This window comes from Methanosarcina barkeri 3 (assembly GCF_000970305.1).
Lineage (GTDB): Archaea > Halobacteriota > Methanosarcinia > Methanosarcinales > Methanosarcinaceae > Methanosarcina > Methanosarcina barkeri_A.
On sequence record NZ_CP009517.1, the window covers coordinates 2,562,982 to 2,579,741 of the forward strand.

Annotated in this window: 10 protein-coding genes and 1 tRNA gene; 4 read left to right on the top strand and 7 right to left on the bottom strand. The window is 38.2% G+C overall.

Annotation, left to right across the window (positions count from 1 at the left end):
* The first annotated feature begins 114 nt into the window (after positions 1–114).
* The 4 genes from MSBR3_RS10295 to MSBR3_RS10310 all read left to right on the top strand — a co-directional run bounded on the left by MSBR3_RS10295 (position 115) and on the right by MSBR3_RS10310 (position 6,723).
* Entirely contained in the window at positions 115–1,185 is a 1,071-nt protein-coding gene (locus tag MSBR3_RS10295) for a hypothetical protein (RefSeq protein WP_230627389.1), read from the top strand.
* A 644-nt stretch (positions 1,186–1,829) separates the two neighbouring features.
* The gene (locus tag MSBR3_RS10300; protein ID WP_048107981.1) at positions 1,830–2,855 is read left to right on the top strand and encodes a hypothetical protein; all 1,026 of its coding nucleotides are present in this window, start codon (positions 1,830–1,832) and stop codon (positions 2,853–2,855) included.
* A gap of 255 nt (positions 2,856–3,110) precedes the next feature.
* Positions 3,111–4,445 (top strand): DNA double-strand break repair nuclease NurA, encoded by a 1,335-nt coding sequence (locus MSBR3_RS10305; RefSeq protein WP_048107983.1) that lies wholly within the window; start codon positions 3,111–3,113, stop codon positions 4,443–4,445.
* Positions 4,435–6,723 carry an ATP-binding protein gene (locus tag MSBR3_RS10310; RefSeq protein ID WP_080942279.1) on the top strand — a complete coding sequence of 763 codons (2,289 nt, stop codon included), beginning with the start codon at positions 4,435–4,437 and terminating at the stop codon, positions 6,721–6,723. The genes MSBR3_RS10305 and MSBR3_RS10310 overlap by 11 nt, the downstream gene beginning before the upstream one ends.
* A gap of 438 nt (positions 6,724–7,161) precedes the next feature.
* On the opposite strand, the gene MSBR3_RS18935 is transcribed toward MSBR3_RS10310, so the two are convergent.
* The 7 genes from MSBR3_RS18935 to MSBR3_RS10345 form a co-directional block, all read right to left on the bottom strand.
* Positions 7,162–9,354 (bottom strand): S8 family peptidase, encoded by a 2,193-nt coding sequence (locus tag MSBR3_RS18935; protein WP_052723358.1) that lies wholly within the window; start codon positions 9,352–9,354, stop codon positions 7,162–7,164.
* Between the two features lie 1,204 nt (positions 9,355–10,558).
* Positions 10,559–12,355 carry a TolB family protein gene (locus MSBR3_RS20265; protein ID WP_196296936.1) on the bottom strand — a complete coding sequence of 599 codons (1,797 nt, stop codon included), beginning with the start codon at positions 12,353–12,355 and terminating at the stop codon, positions 10,559–10,561.
* 819 nt (positions 12,356–13,174) lie between these two features.
* Positions 13,175–13,615 (bottom strand): PKD domain-containing protein, encoded by a 441-nt coding sequence (locus tag MSBR3_RS10325; protein WP_196296937.1) that lies wholly within the window; start codon positions 13,613–13,615, stop codon positions 13,175–13,177.
* 554 nt (positions 13,616–14,169) lie between these two features.
* Positions 14,170–14,244: transfer RNA gene (locus MSBR3_RS10330), tRNA-Pro, on the bottom strand.
* A gap of 171 nt (positions 14,245–14,415) precedes the next feature.
* The gene (locus MSBR3_RS10335) at positions 14,416–14,967 is read right to left on the bottom strand and encodes a UbiX family flavin prenyltransferase (RefSeq protein ID WP_048107990.1); all 552 of its coding nucleotides are present in this window, start codon (positions 14,965–14,967) and stop codon (positions 14,416–14,418) included.
* A 45-nt stretch (positions 14,968–15,012) separates the two neighbouring features.
* A complete protein-coding gene (gene lpdD / locus MSBR3_RS10340) occupies positions 15,013–15,408 on the bottom strand; it encodes a prenylated flavin chaperone LpdD (RefSeq protein ID WP_048107992.1) in 396 nt (131 codons plus the stop codon).
* 114 nt (positions 15,409–15,522) lie between these two features.
* A complete protein-coding gene (locus tag MSBR3_RS10345; protein WP_048107994.1) occupies positions 15,523–16,719 on the bottom strand; it encodes an HD domain-containing protein in 1,197 nt (398 codons plus the stop codon).
* Positions 16,720–16,760 lie beyond the last annotated feature (41 nt).

The window sequence follows — 16,760 nt, forward strand, 5'->3', positions numbered from 1 at the left end:
CGATGAACATTACATGCCAACATACTAACATTTAAAATCAATAAATTACTATAAAATGTAATAAAAAATAGGGAGGAATGAAAAATAAAAATAATTAGGAGGACAGCAATTGCATTGAGTCTTTCCCTGGCAATTCTTTTTTTAATTGCAGGAACAGCCACTGCAAGTTGTGTTTGTCCTGAGCCCCCGATGACAGATATCGGGTTAAAGCAAGTACCATATAATATCAACGGTGTTTTTACAACCGTATCAGGCATCTCCTACGACTCCGCATCCGGCGGATTTGTCACAAACAACTCAGGAGAAGTTTACAACGTCACTCAGTATGACAGGCTGTTCAAGATCGTGGAGGATAACTCCTGCTCTCCTTTGTCCTTTGCCATTGACGATAAACACGGTGCGCATTTCTTCAGCCATATAAAGAATGGAAATGCAACATTGTTCCGAAGCGGTGTCATCGAGTCAAAAAACGTTTTTTCAACGGGTACTATCTCCAGTTCAGGTGGAGTTGTCACAGTGCAGACGGCTCTCGCAGTTCGTAACAGAACGACAGTTCCCAATGACAGTATGGATAACCCTAATCTCACCGGCAACTGGACAACTGCTCAGAATAGTGTTTACCAGATAAACAGCCAGGAAGGAAACGTGTTTTCCGGTAGAATTTTCGCAAACGGAAAAACAACATTCACACCATTTGCCGGATATATCGACGAGGTTGATGAGGACGGTACAGCCGATATTGTTATGCTCTGTGTGAAAGGCAACTTCATCTTAGGCGATGCCAACATAAGCACGCATAATATAACCATTCCCTATGTCCTCTATGCTGATGGCAGAATCGCATCCTCGCCTCACGAGATTGAGTGGCCGGAAACTAACATGTCGTACAACGTTACCCAGAAATATGCCACAGTTCTGAATAGTGACGGGATTACCAAAAATACCTCAAAACAGACCCGGTTGCTGTCGGTTACTGATGAAAGTAAAGGCCAGTATAATCTGACCTCTGCTTCCGACAACATAACAGTCATAGGCATTGCCCAGGAAGACAATTCATTTATCGAGTATTCTCCAGATACCGGACTCATCCGCGGTTTTGTTAAATGTAATAAAAAATATGATTTCCGTGGAGAATCTGACTTGGCAGAAGTTTCGGTTCATAATTTGAAGCAGAAGAAAGGATAAGAATCAGAGGAACTCCTGGTAAAGCACCAGATCTGAAAAATTGATTTTAAGAAATTCCCTTGAAAAAGGGAATTTTTTAGATTTTATTCTTTGAAGCCAGAAGAAGAAAAATTGTTTAAGGACTAAACGCATATGAAACTCTTTGAATAACAGGCACAAAGAAGTGGGAGTACTTTTCACCTTACCCTTTTTGACTATTGATTTTCTTCATTATCCTGAAAAGTAGGGTTGTCTTGATTTTGGTTTTTCAAAACCGTCGCTAAATTAATCAGTAATTGTCATCAAAGGCTTAAACGTGATTAGGAGTAGAAAATAAAAAGATGCATTGGAAAGCAGTTTTTTTCCGTATTTCACTCTAACTTAATCGTTCTTAGGTAAGTAAGTATCGAATAACTAAAAAAGCAGATCGATCTGACTAGTGACTAAATAAGCCGGAAGGATAACTGGGGAAACAGCTTCACGAAGTAATACAAAACAAGCTATACATCAGAGGTTGATACAGAAAAACGGTAGTTTAAATACTAAACTTTTACCCTAAATCGTGGAAAGCAAACCATGATGAAGTTGTGTCAAAGTGTTTTCATATAAACTTCATCGCGAAAATTTCATAAGTTTTATTTATATCAAAACATTTAATAAGATACGTGCTAAAACCTAATGATTTCGAGGGGTTAATACAATTTATTGTAACTGGAAGTTTACTTCCCATTTTAAATTATCTAATCAAGTCCCTTTTATCGAGGTTATTTAATATAAATTATTTACCTACACCAGGTAAAAGTGAATATAAAAATTTTTTAATTTCCAATTCGCAACCAATATCTGATCTTTTCTATAAATTAGAACTATACAAACAAGACACGTCAATGAAATATTTTTGGGGCATTGAGGGCGGGGCGATAGGAGCTCTTTTCTCCATAGCACTATCTTTCCTCTTTTTTATAATTTCTGCAATAAAGGGATTTAATAAGTTTACATTATTCGAACCGTATTATAATTATTGTTATTGTGTACAAAAAGATATTGATTTACTTTCTATAGTTATGTCTTTTAATCTTTTTAGTTTAATTGCGATAACGATTATAGCTTTATTTCTATATCTTTTATACTCAAAAGGATACAATGAGCCAAAGCTTACAGAAGAATTGTCATTAAAAAGATGGTCAAAATATATTTATTATATCCATTGGTTTTCAATGGGAATATTAATTGGAACTAATGGAGTTGTTTTATATCTTACTCTGTGGTTTCATGACATCTTTATAAGATTTATAGGTCAATCTACGATCGGACTTATAAATTACGTGATGTCTATTGTTATTATATGTATATATTTAATTAATTTTATGACAAGTATAATTTTTGTTATTTATTTACACAATGCCACTAATTTATTTTCGCGTCTCTTTAAGCAAAAGATAAATAATTTTTATATAGATGATTTGCCCCGTGTAAGAATTAAAACCGATGGAGGTGATGCCTCAGGTAAAATTAATGATATCCAAAATGAATCATTGATAATTTTAAACGATGGCAGCGTATTGAAAGCGATACGTTGGGATCAAATAAAGATAATGGAGCTTGAAAAAACTGACGTAAATAACAAAATGATCATGAAATTTTTACCTCAGACTACTGAAAATAATAAATCTTGGTGGAAATTTTGGTAAATAAGTGAGATTTGCGTGTTAATTTGAAAAGTATATTCATCTTACTTTCCACAGCAAATTTTCAGATTTCATAATTTTTTGCTATTGATTTTTAATCTAACAAGGATTTATTGAACTTTTGTGCAGGAATTAAAAGCAACTATATGATGTATTTGGAGACCAAAAACGAATATCATCCTTTCTTTTCTAATAAAGTACCTGCATTTTTCCTTTCCACTCAACAAATATATAAACTCCCCAAAGTATCTTTTATCCATGACCCTTGAGCCCGTGCATATGCATAAAATCTCGGAGCTTGCAAAAAAGATTGACCGTTCGTTTGAGTCTGAGGAGGTAAAAACGGCTTCGGACATCTATTCTTTGCTTGAGGAGTTAAGGCTCGATGGGAGGGTCATTCTTAAAGCCATAGACAGGCTCTTTCGTGGGATTGTAAGGACTCAACTGATGGCACAGGGAGATGACCCGTATCCGCTTACTTACGCCTGCGACAGCGGAAGTACAAACCCAAGGACTTATGACAGCGGGCTTTTCGTGGATTTTTGCCACTGCGGGCTGGCTGCAACGCCTACTAACCTTGATATTCAGAGATTCAGAACAATCGTATGCGCTGCTTATTCTTCTTCCCATAGGATATCCATGCAGGCTACTCAAGGCTGGGAAACCTTCGATGAAGGATTTGGAAGGGCAAAACTGGTTACAATTGCTCCTGACGAGTTAAAAAGAAAAGTTTCTGACATGGTCCACAGTTTTGCAATGTACCTGGCAGAATCCGAGCATATTCTTTTCATGAAAGACAGGTTTGAACCTGAGAGTTTTTTCATAATGGACGGGCCGGTTTATCCAAAACAGTTAATGTACTGGATGGTGCTGGACGACGAGGACGTAAGGGTCCGGCAGAACAACGACGCCCGAAAAATTCTCCAGAACTACATCGATATCATGGATCATTTCCTGAAAAACCGGCAGCCTGTAATTGGTTTTGTGAAAAACCCCACTGATGTGCAGATTATGGAAAGCGTCCGGAAAAAAAGGGAAGCTTTCGACCTGCCCTGGATGCTGGATTCTCAGTTTTTCAGGAATCTGCTCTCCCTGGAAAAAGTTGACAATGCTTCAGAGCACAATGGAAAAAATTCTAAAAATAATGGGAAGAACGGCAAGCACAACGGCTCCAAAAATGATTATATTACTTACACTAACTGGTTTTTGCAGCCCAACAGGTTTTACGAAAAATTGCTTAACGGGACTTCGCCCCTTGCAGCCGCAGATCCGCTTCAGAAGGAACTCAGGCACAATTTCCCGTCTGAAGATTATGCTCTTTGTTTTTTCATGCTTTATGTACCCTACAAAGATGTGGTTTTCAAGGTTGAGGCCCCGTATGGGCTTGTTAAAGACGACTCTCTCCGTATGCAAATTACCAAAAAAGTGCTCTTTGACCTTTCTTTGTATGGTTTTCCTCTTACCCTCACAAAAGCAGACCATCTGGCAAAAATCAGGAAAGTAGAGAGGGAAGAGATTGATAAATTCTTTGAAAATATGAGTCCCGATACTACTTATAATGACACCAGGTGGAATAAGATTAATGAAATATGAAAATGTCGACATTTTTACTTTTAATTCTTGCAAACCGAAAAAGGAGCAATCTCCTGTGGGTTCAGGAACTGAAGAAAATGCAGGTTCAAAGGAAAGTCCTGCTGAGGTAATAAAGGAAAATCTTGCTGAGCTTGGAAATGACAGTCCTGATGAGATAAGTCCTGAAAACAGAAATATGAGCAAGATAGCAAATTCCATCGAAGGTGCTCCCGATCCGGTCACATCTGATCTAATCACCTCTATACTCACATCTGATACTGAGGAAATACTGCAACCCCCATTGTTCGAGGATATGAGGAAAGATTGTCTTGAGAATGTACCCGATTTAACCCCAACTAAATCTAGCATTGAATCTGATATCAAATCTGATATTGAATCTGATATTGAATCTGATCTCGAATTTGACATTCTTTCAGGTCATGCCGAAGCAATTTTTAAATCTTCATCTCTATCTACGACCGCTCATGTGTCTAAGACTGCTTCTCTGCCCCTTTCAGACCTCTCTTTTGAATCCGAAGTTCTTGGGAGTTCCGTAAAGGAAGCTTTTCCCTTTGAAGGCTTTGCCGGATGTGATGATAATGTATTGAAGGCTGCTCCGGTTTCAGAAGCTTTCGGGATTGTCACTACAGGCATAGAACCTCTTGAATTAACTCCTTCAGGAGCTGTAATTACCGGTTATATTACATCAGCTCGTCGGAGTGAGATAAGGCTAGGTACATACGTTGTTGTGCCTTACGAAAACAGAGAAAAACTCTTTGCCAGGGTAGGAAAACTTCAGTACAGGCAGGAGTTTGTGGTAGACGACGCAACTGAAATTCACTCAAGGCGCATGCTCAGTGCTGGTGGAAATCCTGTAAATGAAGACGATTACAAGTTCCTTGCCTGTCTTGATCCGCTCTGTATTCTGTACCGAAAGGCCGACGGCAAACTCACGCGGCGGATGGCAGACCGGATTCCTCATCCTAACACTCCTATTCTGCCTGTTACTGACAGGCTTGAAGTCCAGACAGGACTTAATATTCCTGAAGAAGGAATCTTTCTCGGCCACTTGAGTGTAGGGGGTGAGCTTTTAAAAACTAATTCCGAACCAGAAACGGTTGCATATTATCTCAGAAATGACTATTCTATGGGCGATCCCCTTATTTTCAGACATATGCTTATTTGCGGGAGCACAGGTACAGGAAAAACATTCCTCTCAAAAAATATTCTTCGTCAGTTCCTGAGAGAAGACAACAGGTACAGGCTGCGGAGTTCTCCTGACAAGGCACGGAAAAACCCTTGCCTGGTAATTATGGATCCTCAGGATGAATATTCTCAACTTTTCGAGGACAACGAAACCCTAACTGATGGCGATAAGTTCCGGTTTGAATCCGAAAATGTAACTTATGGCCGGGTTCTCTCTACAAGGGCTTTCGTAGCGAAAGTTGACGGTCAAAGATACCCCGGGGATAAATCCAGAGCCGAGCAGATTGAATTTACAATTCCTTTTTCGCTTGTAGAACATAATTCCTGGCTTATTGCAGCAGCCGGAATGTCAGAACTCCAGTATATCGGACTTGAAGTGCTTCTTGGAGATTTCTTCAAATCAAGCGTACCCCATACTTACCAGAATTTCGTCAACCATATTGATAATGAAGGTACACGTTCCTACTATGTTGACAGCGGAAAGCTGCATGAGTCTTCATATGACGGAATTGTAAGAAGAGTAAGAAACCCCTTCTTTTCAAAAGTCTTTGATCGGGATGCGACTTCAATTATTGACCTTGTGGATAAGATCTTCAAGCCAGGGCAGATTTCAGTCTTCCCGACTGAATATATAAGTGCTCCGAGAATCCGCGATCTCATAGTGCTCACAATCATGAGCTTGATCGTGGACAATAAACTAAATACAACGGGAAAGGAAGCCATTAAAGAAACTCCAATAATTCTCGCCCTGGACGAAGCTCACCGATACCTTTCAAATGCAAACGGGGAACATTCCCGCCTTATTATCTCACGATTTGCGGATGCAGCTCGCCAGGGCCGAAAAGAAGGACTGGGCCTTTTCTTAATCACCCAGGACCCTCAGGATATCGATGATACGGTTTTTAAGCAGATAAATACGAAACTGATCCTTAATCTCAACAATGACGCAGCTATTACGTCTCTAAAAGTTCCGAAGGAATATGAACGGAGAATTCCTTATCTCAAGAAAGGACAGATGATAATTCACTCCCCGGACAACAGTGATATCGTGGAGATAATCGGGCTTTCAAATTGTGTAGTCCGGCACCGATGATCTTTATCGGTTTGATGACCAACAAGTTTACTGAGAAAGTTCTTCGGTTGTGCAGACAGAGTTCAGGTACGGTGAGAGTCACCAACCCGAAAACCTGAAACTTCCTAACTTAACATGAATTATTGCGAGGACGAGTTGTTGAAAAACGTAAGTGAATAATCTGTATTATAAAGTTTAAAATATAAGGGTTAATCTACTTTTTTCCATGAATAAAAAGTATGCCTGTGCTCAAACCTAGTACTGTGATTCTAAAGTAGGTTCATAAAACTTAACTTTTGAAAAGACTAGAAGATCACGGATTTTTCCAAAAATTAAGGAATTGATTTTGGATTCAAAGCACTAGTAAGACAAGGTAAAGGTAATCTTGTTGTCATATTGATAAATAATTTCCCCACTACCCTTTAATCTTGATTTTTTTTATTTTTTCAATTTAAGAGCTTACTTACTTTCAGCGTATATACCAGGTCTTGTATTTGTTGTCACTGTTATGTAATTTGTCTTCGTTATAGTACTGCTGCCTGCCGCATTGCTTACTGTAAATGTAATCTTATATTTTCCTGCCTGTAAATACTGATGTTTTGGATTCTTTTCTCTTGAAATTGACCCGTCTCCAAAACTCCATTTGTATGCAGTCGGATTTCCTGAGCTCTTGTCAGTAAATGCAACAGTTAACGGGGATTTTCCTGAAGTTGGATATGCAGAAAATGCAGCAGCAGGTTTTGATACTACAACTATATAATTTGTCTTTGTTACCGTGTTACTGCCGACAGCATTTACTGCTGTAAGAGCCACAGTATAATTTCCTGCTTTAGAATACTTATGCTTGGGGTTCTGCTGGACTGAGGTTGTTCCGTCTCCAAAACTCCATTTCCACTTTGTCGGTGTTCCTGTGCTTGTATCAGTAAAGGCAACTGTTAATGGTGCTTTTCCTGAAGTAGGAGTAGCTGAAAACGAAGCAGCAGGTTTTGATACTACTACTATATAATTTGTCTTTGTTACCGTACTACTGCCGGCAGCATTTGCTGCTGTAAGAACCACAGTATAACTTCCTGCTTTGGAGTACTTATGCTTCGGGTTCTGCTGGACTGAAGTTGTTCCGTCTCCAAAACTCCATTTCCACTTCGTCGGTGTTCCTGTGCTTGTGTCAGTAAAGGCAACTGTTAATGGCACCTTTCCTGAGGTAGGAGATGCAGAAAAGTTTGCTACTGGAGAGCTTGAAGTGCTGCCAAACACCGCTTTATACGCATTGATCAGTCCTGATCCATAGTCATTATCCTTTCCTGTAGATCCAAGATCCTTAGCTGTACTTTCTAATTTCTGTTTTACCTCAGATGGCTTCATTGTAGGGTTCTTTTGAAGTATTAATGCTGCAGTTCCGGAAACATGTGGTGTTGCCATGGAAGTTCCGGACCCAGATGCGTATCCACTACCCGGATATGTTGAAGGAACAGACACTCCAGGCGCAGAAACATCAGGTTTAATATATGTCTGATCATTTAAAGTGACAGGACCCCGGCTGCTAAAGTATGCTATTGAATTGGAGGAATCTGTTGCACCGACGGTAACTGAATTGAGTTCATCACCTGGGCAGTTGATTGTGCCAGATCCATACAAACCATCATTGCCAGCCGCTATAACAGGAACTATACCTGCTGCCACAACATTGTTTATTGTAGTTGTAAATAACGAGCTATGTTCTGAAGATCCCCCGCTATAACTTATAATACGGGCATTATTATTAACCGCCCACTCAAAGCCAAGAATACTGTCAGATAAATACCCAGAACCTTCTGAATCAAACACCTTTGCAACAATCAGCTTTGTGCCTGGTGCAACTCCGGTTTGTATGCCATTAGCCCCGGTCCCTGAAATTGTTCCGGATATATGAGTGCCGTGCCCTTCATCATCATATGCAGACGATTTTGAGTTTACATAGTCTATCCAGCCGACAACTTTCGGGTCGTTTGTACCGGAACTGTCATCAAGATCGTCAAGATCGGGGTGTGTCGCATCAATTCCTGTGTCCACGACAGCAACAGTTATTCCTTTCCCAGTTATACCCCGCTGCCATACTGCAGGCGCATCAATTTTATCAACGCCCCATGCATCTGTGGATGCTGCATTAGACTGGGTAGTTGATGTCTTCATCTTTTCCAAAGAAGTTTCGGATTGCTCTGGTATAGAGACAATTTGATCAGGTTCGATTCTCGCGACATCAGATCTTTTGGCAAGAGAAGCTGCAACTCCAGGGGTTACCTTTACAGCAATAGCATTAATTAGTTTAATAGATTTTATTTCCTGTGCGTTGCTTTTTGATTTTTCACTCTCAAGAAACTTTACGAGATTTTTCTGTTCACTCTCTATTTGAGATTTTCCAGCAGCAGTATTAAATTTAATACTCTGGTTTGGTAACTCTATAATTACCGGAATTTTCTCAGTTTCTGAGATTTCTCCAAGTTTAGAAGATAAACTCGTTGAGATCTTATCATTTGAATTTAGACTGGAAGACGAGTTTGTATCTTCAGCCAGGGCGGTAAACGAAAATAAAGATACTAATAACGATGATATACATATGAAACATAACAGTTCAAAAATAGTTTTTCTTAAAGGCTTCCGGACTTTTTTTTCCACTTATTCACACTCCGTTCAAAGTTATTTTATTATTAAGGGGCACGTTTTTCTGTAACCAAAATATTTGTGTTTTCCAGACCCTGCATTCAAAAATATTGCAATAGACAATTATCAAGTACTAAATTTTTTGTAACTAATATGCAGGCGTTCAACTCTATTAAGGGGTGCAAAACCCTATAGAGATCTGGTTCTAAATATAAAATACTTATGAGGTTCAGAGGCCTAATATTTAATTTAATCTCGAGATATGCTTAAAAAAGGAATTGCTATGAATATTAGTTGTACAAACTTCTTCAATAAACAGCAAATATAACTAACATTCAAAAGTTCATAAAATAGGGAGAAAGTGAGATTGCAACTATCAAGACTCCATGAGAAACTAAAAATTAGAGTTTTGCATGTTATAGGAACCAATAAGACTAATTATAGTAGTTTTGTCGGAGAGTTAGAATCCAAAGCTAAACAGGAAATTACCCTGTGAATAGGACAGTTTTGAATTTTCTTTTAAACTTTTAAGGACCTAAAAAATCTTATGAAACAATAAGTGTTAAATTTTTTATTCTATCAAATAACTTGAATCTTGTTTTCTCTTAAAAATATATCTTATTTTTGTCTAAATTAGATATTACTTCATTATAAATTGTAAAATTTATTGAGAGGGTTCTGGAATTCTCCCCTGGTATTTGTTTATGAAACCTCTACTTCTCCCGATAAACTTTAGCTGTATTTTTGACAGAGGCAATTACTGCTTTTTCTATTAGTGATAAAGAGGGATACAGCACCTGACTGAGAGTTAAGAAAAAAGCACTATAATTTATAGTGTTTTCGGATACTAAAACTCTAGTTTGACCCTTGGTGTTAGAGAACGGGAATGCCATGACTGCAAAATAAAGTATTAGAGAGATATCAGTACTGTAATATAGAGGTATCAGTACTGTAATATAGAGGTATCAGTACTGTAACCAATATCAACAATTTTACTTTAAAATCGAAGTTTTACAGTATATAACACCTATAAAACGTGGAGAAGAGCTTTAGACTTGTTCTTAAAAAAGAGAAGGATGAACCAAGAAGCTTCTCCCTCTAAATTGAGTCACTATAACTTGTTTTATCCAGGCTGAATAATTACACTTAATGAATAATTCCTCTACTGTCCTTAATAAATAATTTCCCTATGCCCTTTTGTTTTTTTCAATTTAAGGTTTTATTTGATCTCAGCGTATATACCAGGTCTTGTATTTGTTGTCACTGTTATGTAATTTGTCTTCGTTATAGTACTGCTGCCTGCCGCATTGCTTACTGTAAATGTAATCTTATATTTTCCTGCCTGTAAATACTGATGTTTTGGATTCTTTTCCCTTGAAACTGTCCCGTCTCCAAAACTCCATTTGTATGCAGTCGGATTTCCTGAGCTCTTGTCAGTAAATGCAACAGTTAACGGGGCTTTCCCTGAAGTTGGATATGCAGAAAATGAAGCAGCAGGTTTTGATACTATAACTATATAATTTGTCTTTGTTACCGTGTTACTGCCGACAGCATTTACTGCTGTAAGAGCAACAGTATAATTTCCTGCTTTGGAATACTTATGCTTTGGGTTCTGCTGGACTGAGGTTGTTCCGTCTCCAAAACTCCATTTCCACTTTGTCGGTATTCCTGTACTTGTATCCGTAAAGGCAATTGTTAATGGCGCTTTTCCTGAGGTCGGAGTAGCTGAAAACACGGTGATCGGTTTTTGTGCAGGTGTTTTCACAATTATATAGTTCTTTATTGTTTTCGTACTTGTTCCGACTGCACTTTTTACTGTTAAACTGACAGTGTAATTTCCGGCTTTACTGTATGTGTACACAGGATTCTTTGATGTTGAAGTTTTTCCATCTCCAAAGCTCCATTTCCATGATGTTGGGGTGCCTGTACTTTTATCCATAAAATTAACTTTCAGCGGAATGTTTCCTGAAGTTCGGGATACAGAGAAATCAGCCGTCGGCGATTTTTCATTTTCGAGAGTCAGAAGGTATATACCACGTTCTCCTGCTCTATCAGACCAAAAAGCAATTTTTTTACCATCTGGACTCCATATCGGAAATGAGTCCGTTGCTGAACCTGAGGTTAACTGAACTTTATTTTTTCCATCGGCATCCATAATCCATATATCTTCACTTCCACTTTTGTCAGACATATATACAATTTTTTTGCCATCAGGTGAATACATAGGGTAGTTATCTTTTGCTGAATCTGAAGTGAGTTGACTTTTACCGGTTCCGTCAGCTTTTATAGTATATATTTCCGTTTTTTCGTCTTCATATGACTCACCTTTTCCGGCATAATATACTATTTTTGAACCGTCCGGAGACCATATCTGTGACTGTCTGGACTGAGTTTGAGGAGCAATTAATCCTGGCCGAAAACTGGTCAGATCTTTACCGACCTTTCCTATGTCAATATAGTAGTCAGTGTCAGCTGGTCCGTGCGCACAAACTGCTATTTTTGACCCATCGGGTGACATGGCAATACTGTTAGCTATACCCATGTTTCCGAGATTATGTTTATTCGACCCATCTGAGTTCATTTCCCAGTAGGAACCCCCAATTTCTTCATATATCTCAGCGTAAAGTATTTTTGAGCCTGTAGGAAACCAGGTGTATATATAATGGTACCTGTACCAGACGGTATCAAGCAATTGTTTTTTTCCGGTCCCGTCTGCATTCATTACCCATAAATCGCTTCTGGGCCCTGCAGCGTCATCATACAGGTTTTCGATATATGAAATTTTGTTTCCGTCGGGAGACCATGCGTAGCTGGATGTAAAATTCTTTCCGTTTGTGGAGGTAAGTTTCTTTTCTCCTGTACCATCTGAAAACACCTTATACAGCCCATTTTCCCTTGAGAAAAGGATTTCTCTTCCATCCGGAGACCAAACTGGATAATCAGATGCAGCATTGGATGCCACTTTTGTTAACTTCTCAGCTTCCAGAGCATCAGCTACTAGGATATTTGATGCCATAAATAATAATACAGTATAAATTATTGACAGATATAAAACTCTTGGATTTATTTTCATTGTATTCCCCTCAATTCAACCCGTATAATTACTCTTATTTTCCTTAGTCTCAGTATTACTTTTTTGTTTCAATTGTAAAATTAAACACGGTTTTGAGACAGTCTGTTAATTACTCTTTTTCCATCAATTTCGCGAAAATTAATATTATCGGGCACACTCACTTATATATATTTAAATCTTGCTATATTATTTGTATAACCCTGTTAAAAAAATAATAATTGAGAATTTGATTACAAAATTTAAAAAATAATACAAAAAAATAAAAATAAATAGTAATTTTTGATAAAATATACGCTATAAATGGAAAAATACAATCCTATTTCTGTAATTTTCCTTTTAATATTTTATTACGCGCTCCTTTTTTCTGAAAAATATCCCTAACTACTCAAAAGTGTAATTTGAATCTTTTCCTACTTATTCGGTTTTTTGCCTTAACTTGGAACTTCCGACAGCCATTTCCACAAGCTCCAGTTGAGATAATAATTGCAAATTTTCAAATAATTCTCCTAAAACAACGATAGAAAAATTGTTATTTTTTGAAGGTACCTGCAAAAATCAGTTCAATCTAACAGACACAAGTTAAGTGATGTAGCTCAATCTAATAGGCACAAATTAAATGATGTGAGTTCAGTTATTTGAACACAAATAAACGTAACTCTTAGGTCTGGAAAAGCAAAGCAAGTTTAGCATTTTGACATGTCTGAAAAATAATCTCCCCATACCCTCTAGCTTTGACCTTTTATATCTTTTAATTCAAAATGTTCATTTTTTGGAAACCGTAACATATCCAGATATAGTTTTTGTGCTACTTCCTTTCGCATTCTTCACTGTTAAGCTAACAGTATATTTTCCTGCTTTACTGTAGGTATATGCAGGACTCTTCAATGTTGAAGTTTTTCCATTTCCAAAGCTCCATTTCCAGCTAATAGGGACATTTGAGCTTTTATCCGTGAATTTGACTTTCAGTGGCATATTTTCTGAAGTTGGGGATGCAGAGAAATCAGCAACAGGTTTGTTTCCGTTTTCTAAAGTAAGAGTGTATATACCCCGATCTCCTCCCCTCTCAGAGTAAAAAGCAATTTTTTTGCCATCAGTACTCCATACCGGAAATGAGTCCCTTGCTGAATCCGTTGTTAACTGCACTTTGTTTTTCCCATCGGCATCCATGACCCATATATCTTCATTTCCACTTTTATCAGACATATATACAATTTTTTGTCTCAGTGAAAAGACCATTTTTAACATTTGATATCTAACTTACACGAATTTCGGCACTACTTTTTATCATAAATATAATTAAATACGGTTTTGAAACCGCCTGTTAAACTGCATTTTCCATTATTTTATTTTATCATAAAATAAAATTAATGAGTAGGGATCAGAATAAACATTTAAACATTTACATTTAGTTCAAAATTTTTATAAAAGTTTTCTATTTGGTATAGTATTGGTAGTAAACTGGCTTAATAATGCAATTTACGTAGGAATTTCAACTACTAAGGGCATGAAAAATAACACATAACTTTAAAATCTCAAATCAGTGCACCTAAAATAAAAAACTAAAATATAATTCGTTACTGAAAATTGCAAACTTAACAATTATATTTAAATTTACCCAAAAAGTAGATTCTCTATTTTGCGAAATTGGTCAATGACACATTCAACTATATAAAATGGTATGGGAGATACATATATAAGGAAAGCAGCACAAACTCAAAAAATAGCTCTAATAAAAAACGATTTAAAAAATATATAAATGGGATAGCGCGGATTTGAACCGCGGTCCAAGCGTCCCAAACGCTCGAGGATGGACCAAGCTACCCTACTATCCCAAGGGTACTTCCCTTCAAACGATATTATCCTTTATATAGCTTTCGTTAGAACATGGATCTGTCATGCTATCTCTAATAACTTTTTATGGAAAAATCAAAACTCCTTTTGTCTGAAAACTCTTTCGGTCTGATCTTTCCTGAATAAATTTTGAATTTTTTCTGAGACTGTTTTTACTTCCAGCGTCGATAAATCTCGTTTTCTATCCCGAGCAGGTCAAGTGTCCTTCCTACCATGGTATCTATCAGGTCTTCAAGGGTTCTGGGCCGTGAATAAAAGCCAGGGCAGGCTGGAAGGATGCTTGCTCCTGCTTTTTTAGCCCTGAGCATATTTTCGATGTGTATAAGGTTAAGCGGGGTTTCTCGGGTCATCAGGATAAGTTTTCTTTCCTCTTTGAGGCAGACGTCTGCAGCTCTTGTAAGAAGAGTATCGGATACCCCATTTGCCACGGCTGCAAGAGTTTTCATGCTGCACGGAGCAATAACCATTCCTCCTGTCCTGTATGAACCACTAGCGATTGGTGCTGAAAAATCTTTCTGGGCATAGCTCCAGGTTGCAAGTTTTTCTACTGCTTCGGGGGTGTAATCAGTCTCAATCCTTATTATCTGGCTTGCGGCATCCGTCAAAACCAGATGGGTTTTAATTCCTTTTTCCTCCAGTACTTCAAGGAGGCGAATTCCATACTGGACCCCTGAGGCTCCACTGATTCCTACTGCTATCTCCATTTTATCCTGCCGTTAGTGTTCCTGCTGGTAACTCACTATTCATCTCTATGCATTATTCAAATCGTTATTTTGCCTTCCCAGTTCATCTTCTTTTTTGTAAAAAGCAATGAAACTTTCTATCATTTCACCAGCAACTGAGACTACATCTTTTATTTCTTCAGGGCTAATATTATCCTTGTGTATTCCGACAACAAATACCGAGGTCTTCCTTGTGGCCCTGCTCACCTGCCTTGCCCCATCCAGAGCAAGATATTCCTCCCGGTGCCCAGGCATTGTTATCACCGATGAACTTGCTCTCTGGCTTTTCTCATCAAAAAGTCCTACGGCAACAGCTCCCACATGTTCTTCTCCACCTGTGAGAGTCAGCATGTAGTCTTCCCCTACCTTTTTTGCATCAAGTATAACCTCAATTTTCCCCACTTTCCGTTTAATCTGAAACAAATTCCTACCTCGGTCCTTAAAATTTCAAGGAAATCCATTTTTCCTTTAAGCTTCCATAAATTTTCTTCTTTATATTCTTTTTTTAAATTTACTTTTATTTTATTCCACTATACTTTAGAGATCACTCAATTTAAACTGTTTAAGAAGTTTTTTGATGTCAAAATAGTCTCTGGCGGCTTTTCCCACGACTTCGCAGTACTCTTTCGGGCTATATACTCCCATTCTCCAGTTATCCATTTGTGCTTCCTGCAAGATGGATACAAAATGGGAAGCTTCGTTAAGAGGAATCATTTTATGGTCAGTTTTTATCATGGCCTGCATTTCCAGCATTTCGGGTGTCTTAGGAATGTCAACAAGCACATACTTAGAATCAACACCAGCTAGTTCTGCAATTTCTTTTTCAACTCTCCTGATACGGTCCCGGTGCCTCAGTACAGCTTTTCCTACATCTGCCAGGCCTACATATAAGGCGCGTTTATAGAGTTTACGGGCATCCAGCATCCTTGCAAGTTCTCCTGCATATCCGGTTGCGTTTCTCATGGATGCAACAAGGTCTATATCGTCCATATACCTCAGCCTGAAAGGATCAAGTTCGTTATTCTCAATCATATACTCCACTGATCTGGAACACATAGCTTCCGAAATCCTGGTTACGTGATGATAGTAAACCGATGTGTTCATCCATAAACGTGATACAAGAAGCGACTCGGCAGCCTTTAACCCACCGTACTCTACAACGAGCCTATCCTCATAAAAATTCATCTGTTGTATCAAACGATTGTAATCTACAACACCAAAGGCTACACCTGTGTAATGAGCATCCCGAACAAGATAGTCCATTCGGTCCACGTCAATCTCACTGCTAAGGATCTGCCCTAGAGAAGTTTCCCCTTTTATGTGTTTTACGAGGTTTCCAGGAGAAATTCCATATTTATTCAGGATTTCTCTAATCTCTTCTTTTCCCAGGATTCCCTTTACATCCTCATGCCTGCGCCGCGTATATTTGTCAATTACATTTTCAGTAACGTGAGAAAAAGGTCCATGCCCTACATCGTGTAGAAGAGCAGCAGCTTTTATTTCGGTTTTCTTATCCTCTTCAATCGAGTCCAGACTTCTGGTTAGCATGGAGGCAAGATGCATTGTTCCAAGCGAGTGTTCAAAACGCGAATGATTTGCTCCGGGGTAGACAAGGTTTGAGAACCCAAGCTGTCTTACCCTTCTCAGGCGCTGCATCTGGGGGGTAGAAAGAAGATCCTGAACTAAATCATCCAGCTCGATGTAACCATGTACGGGATCAAGGACAACCTTCATTATTCTTTAGACAGATTTCATTATATATTGTTGTTACTACT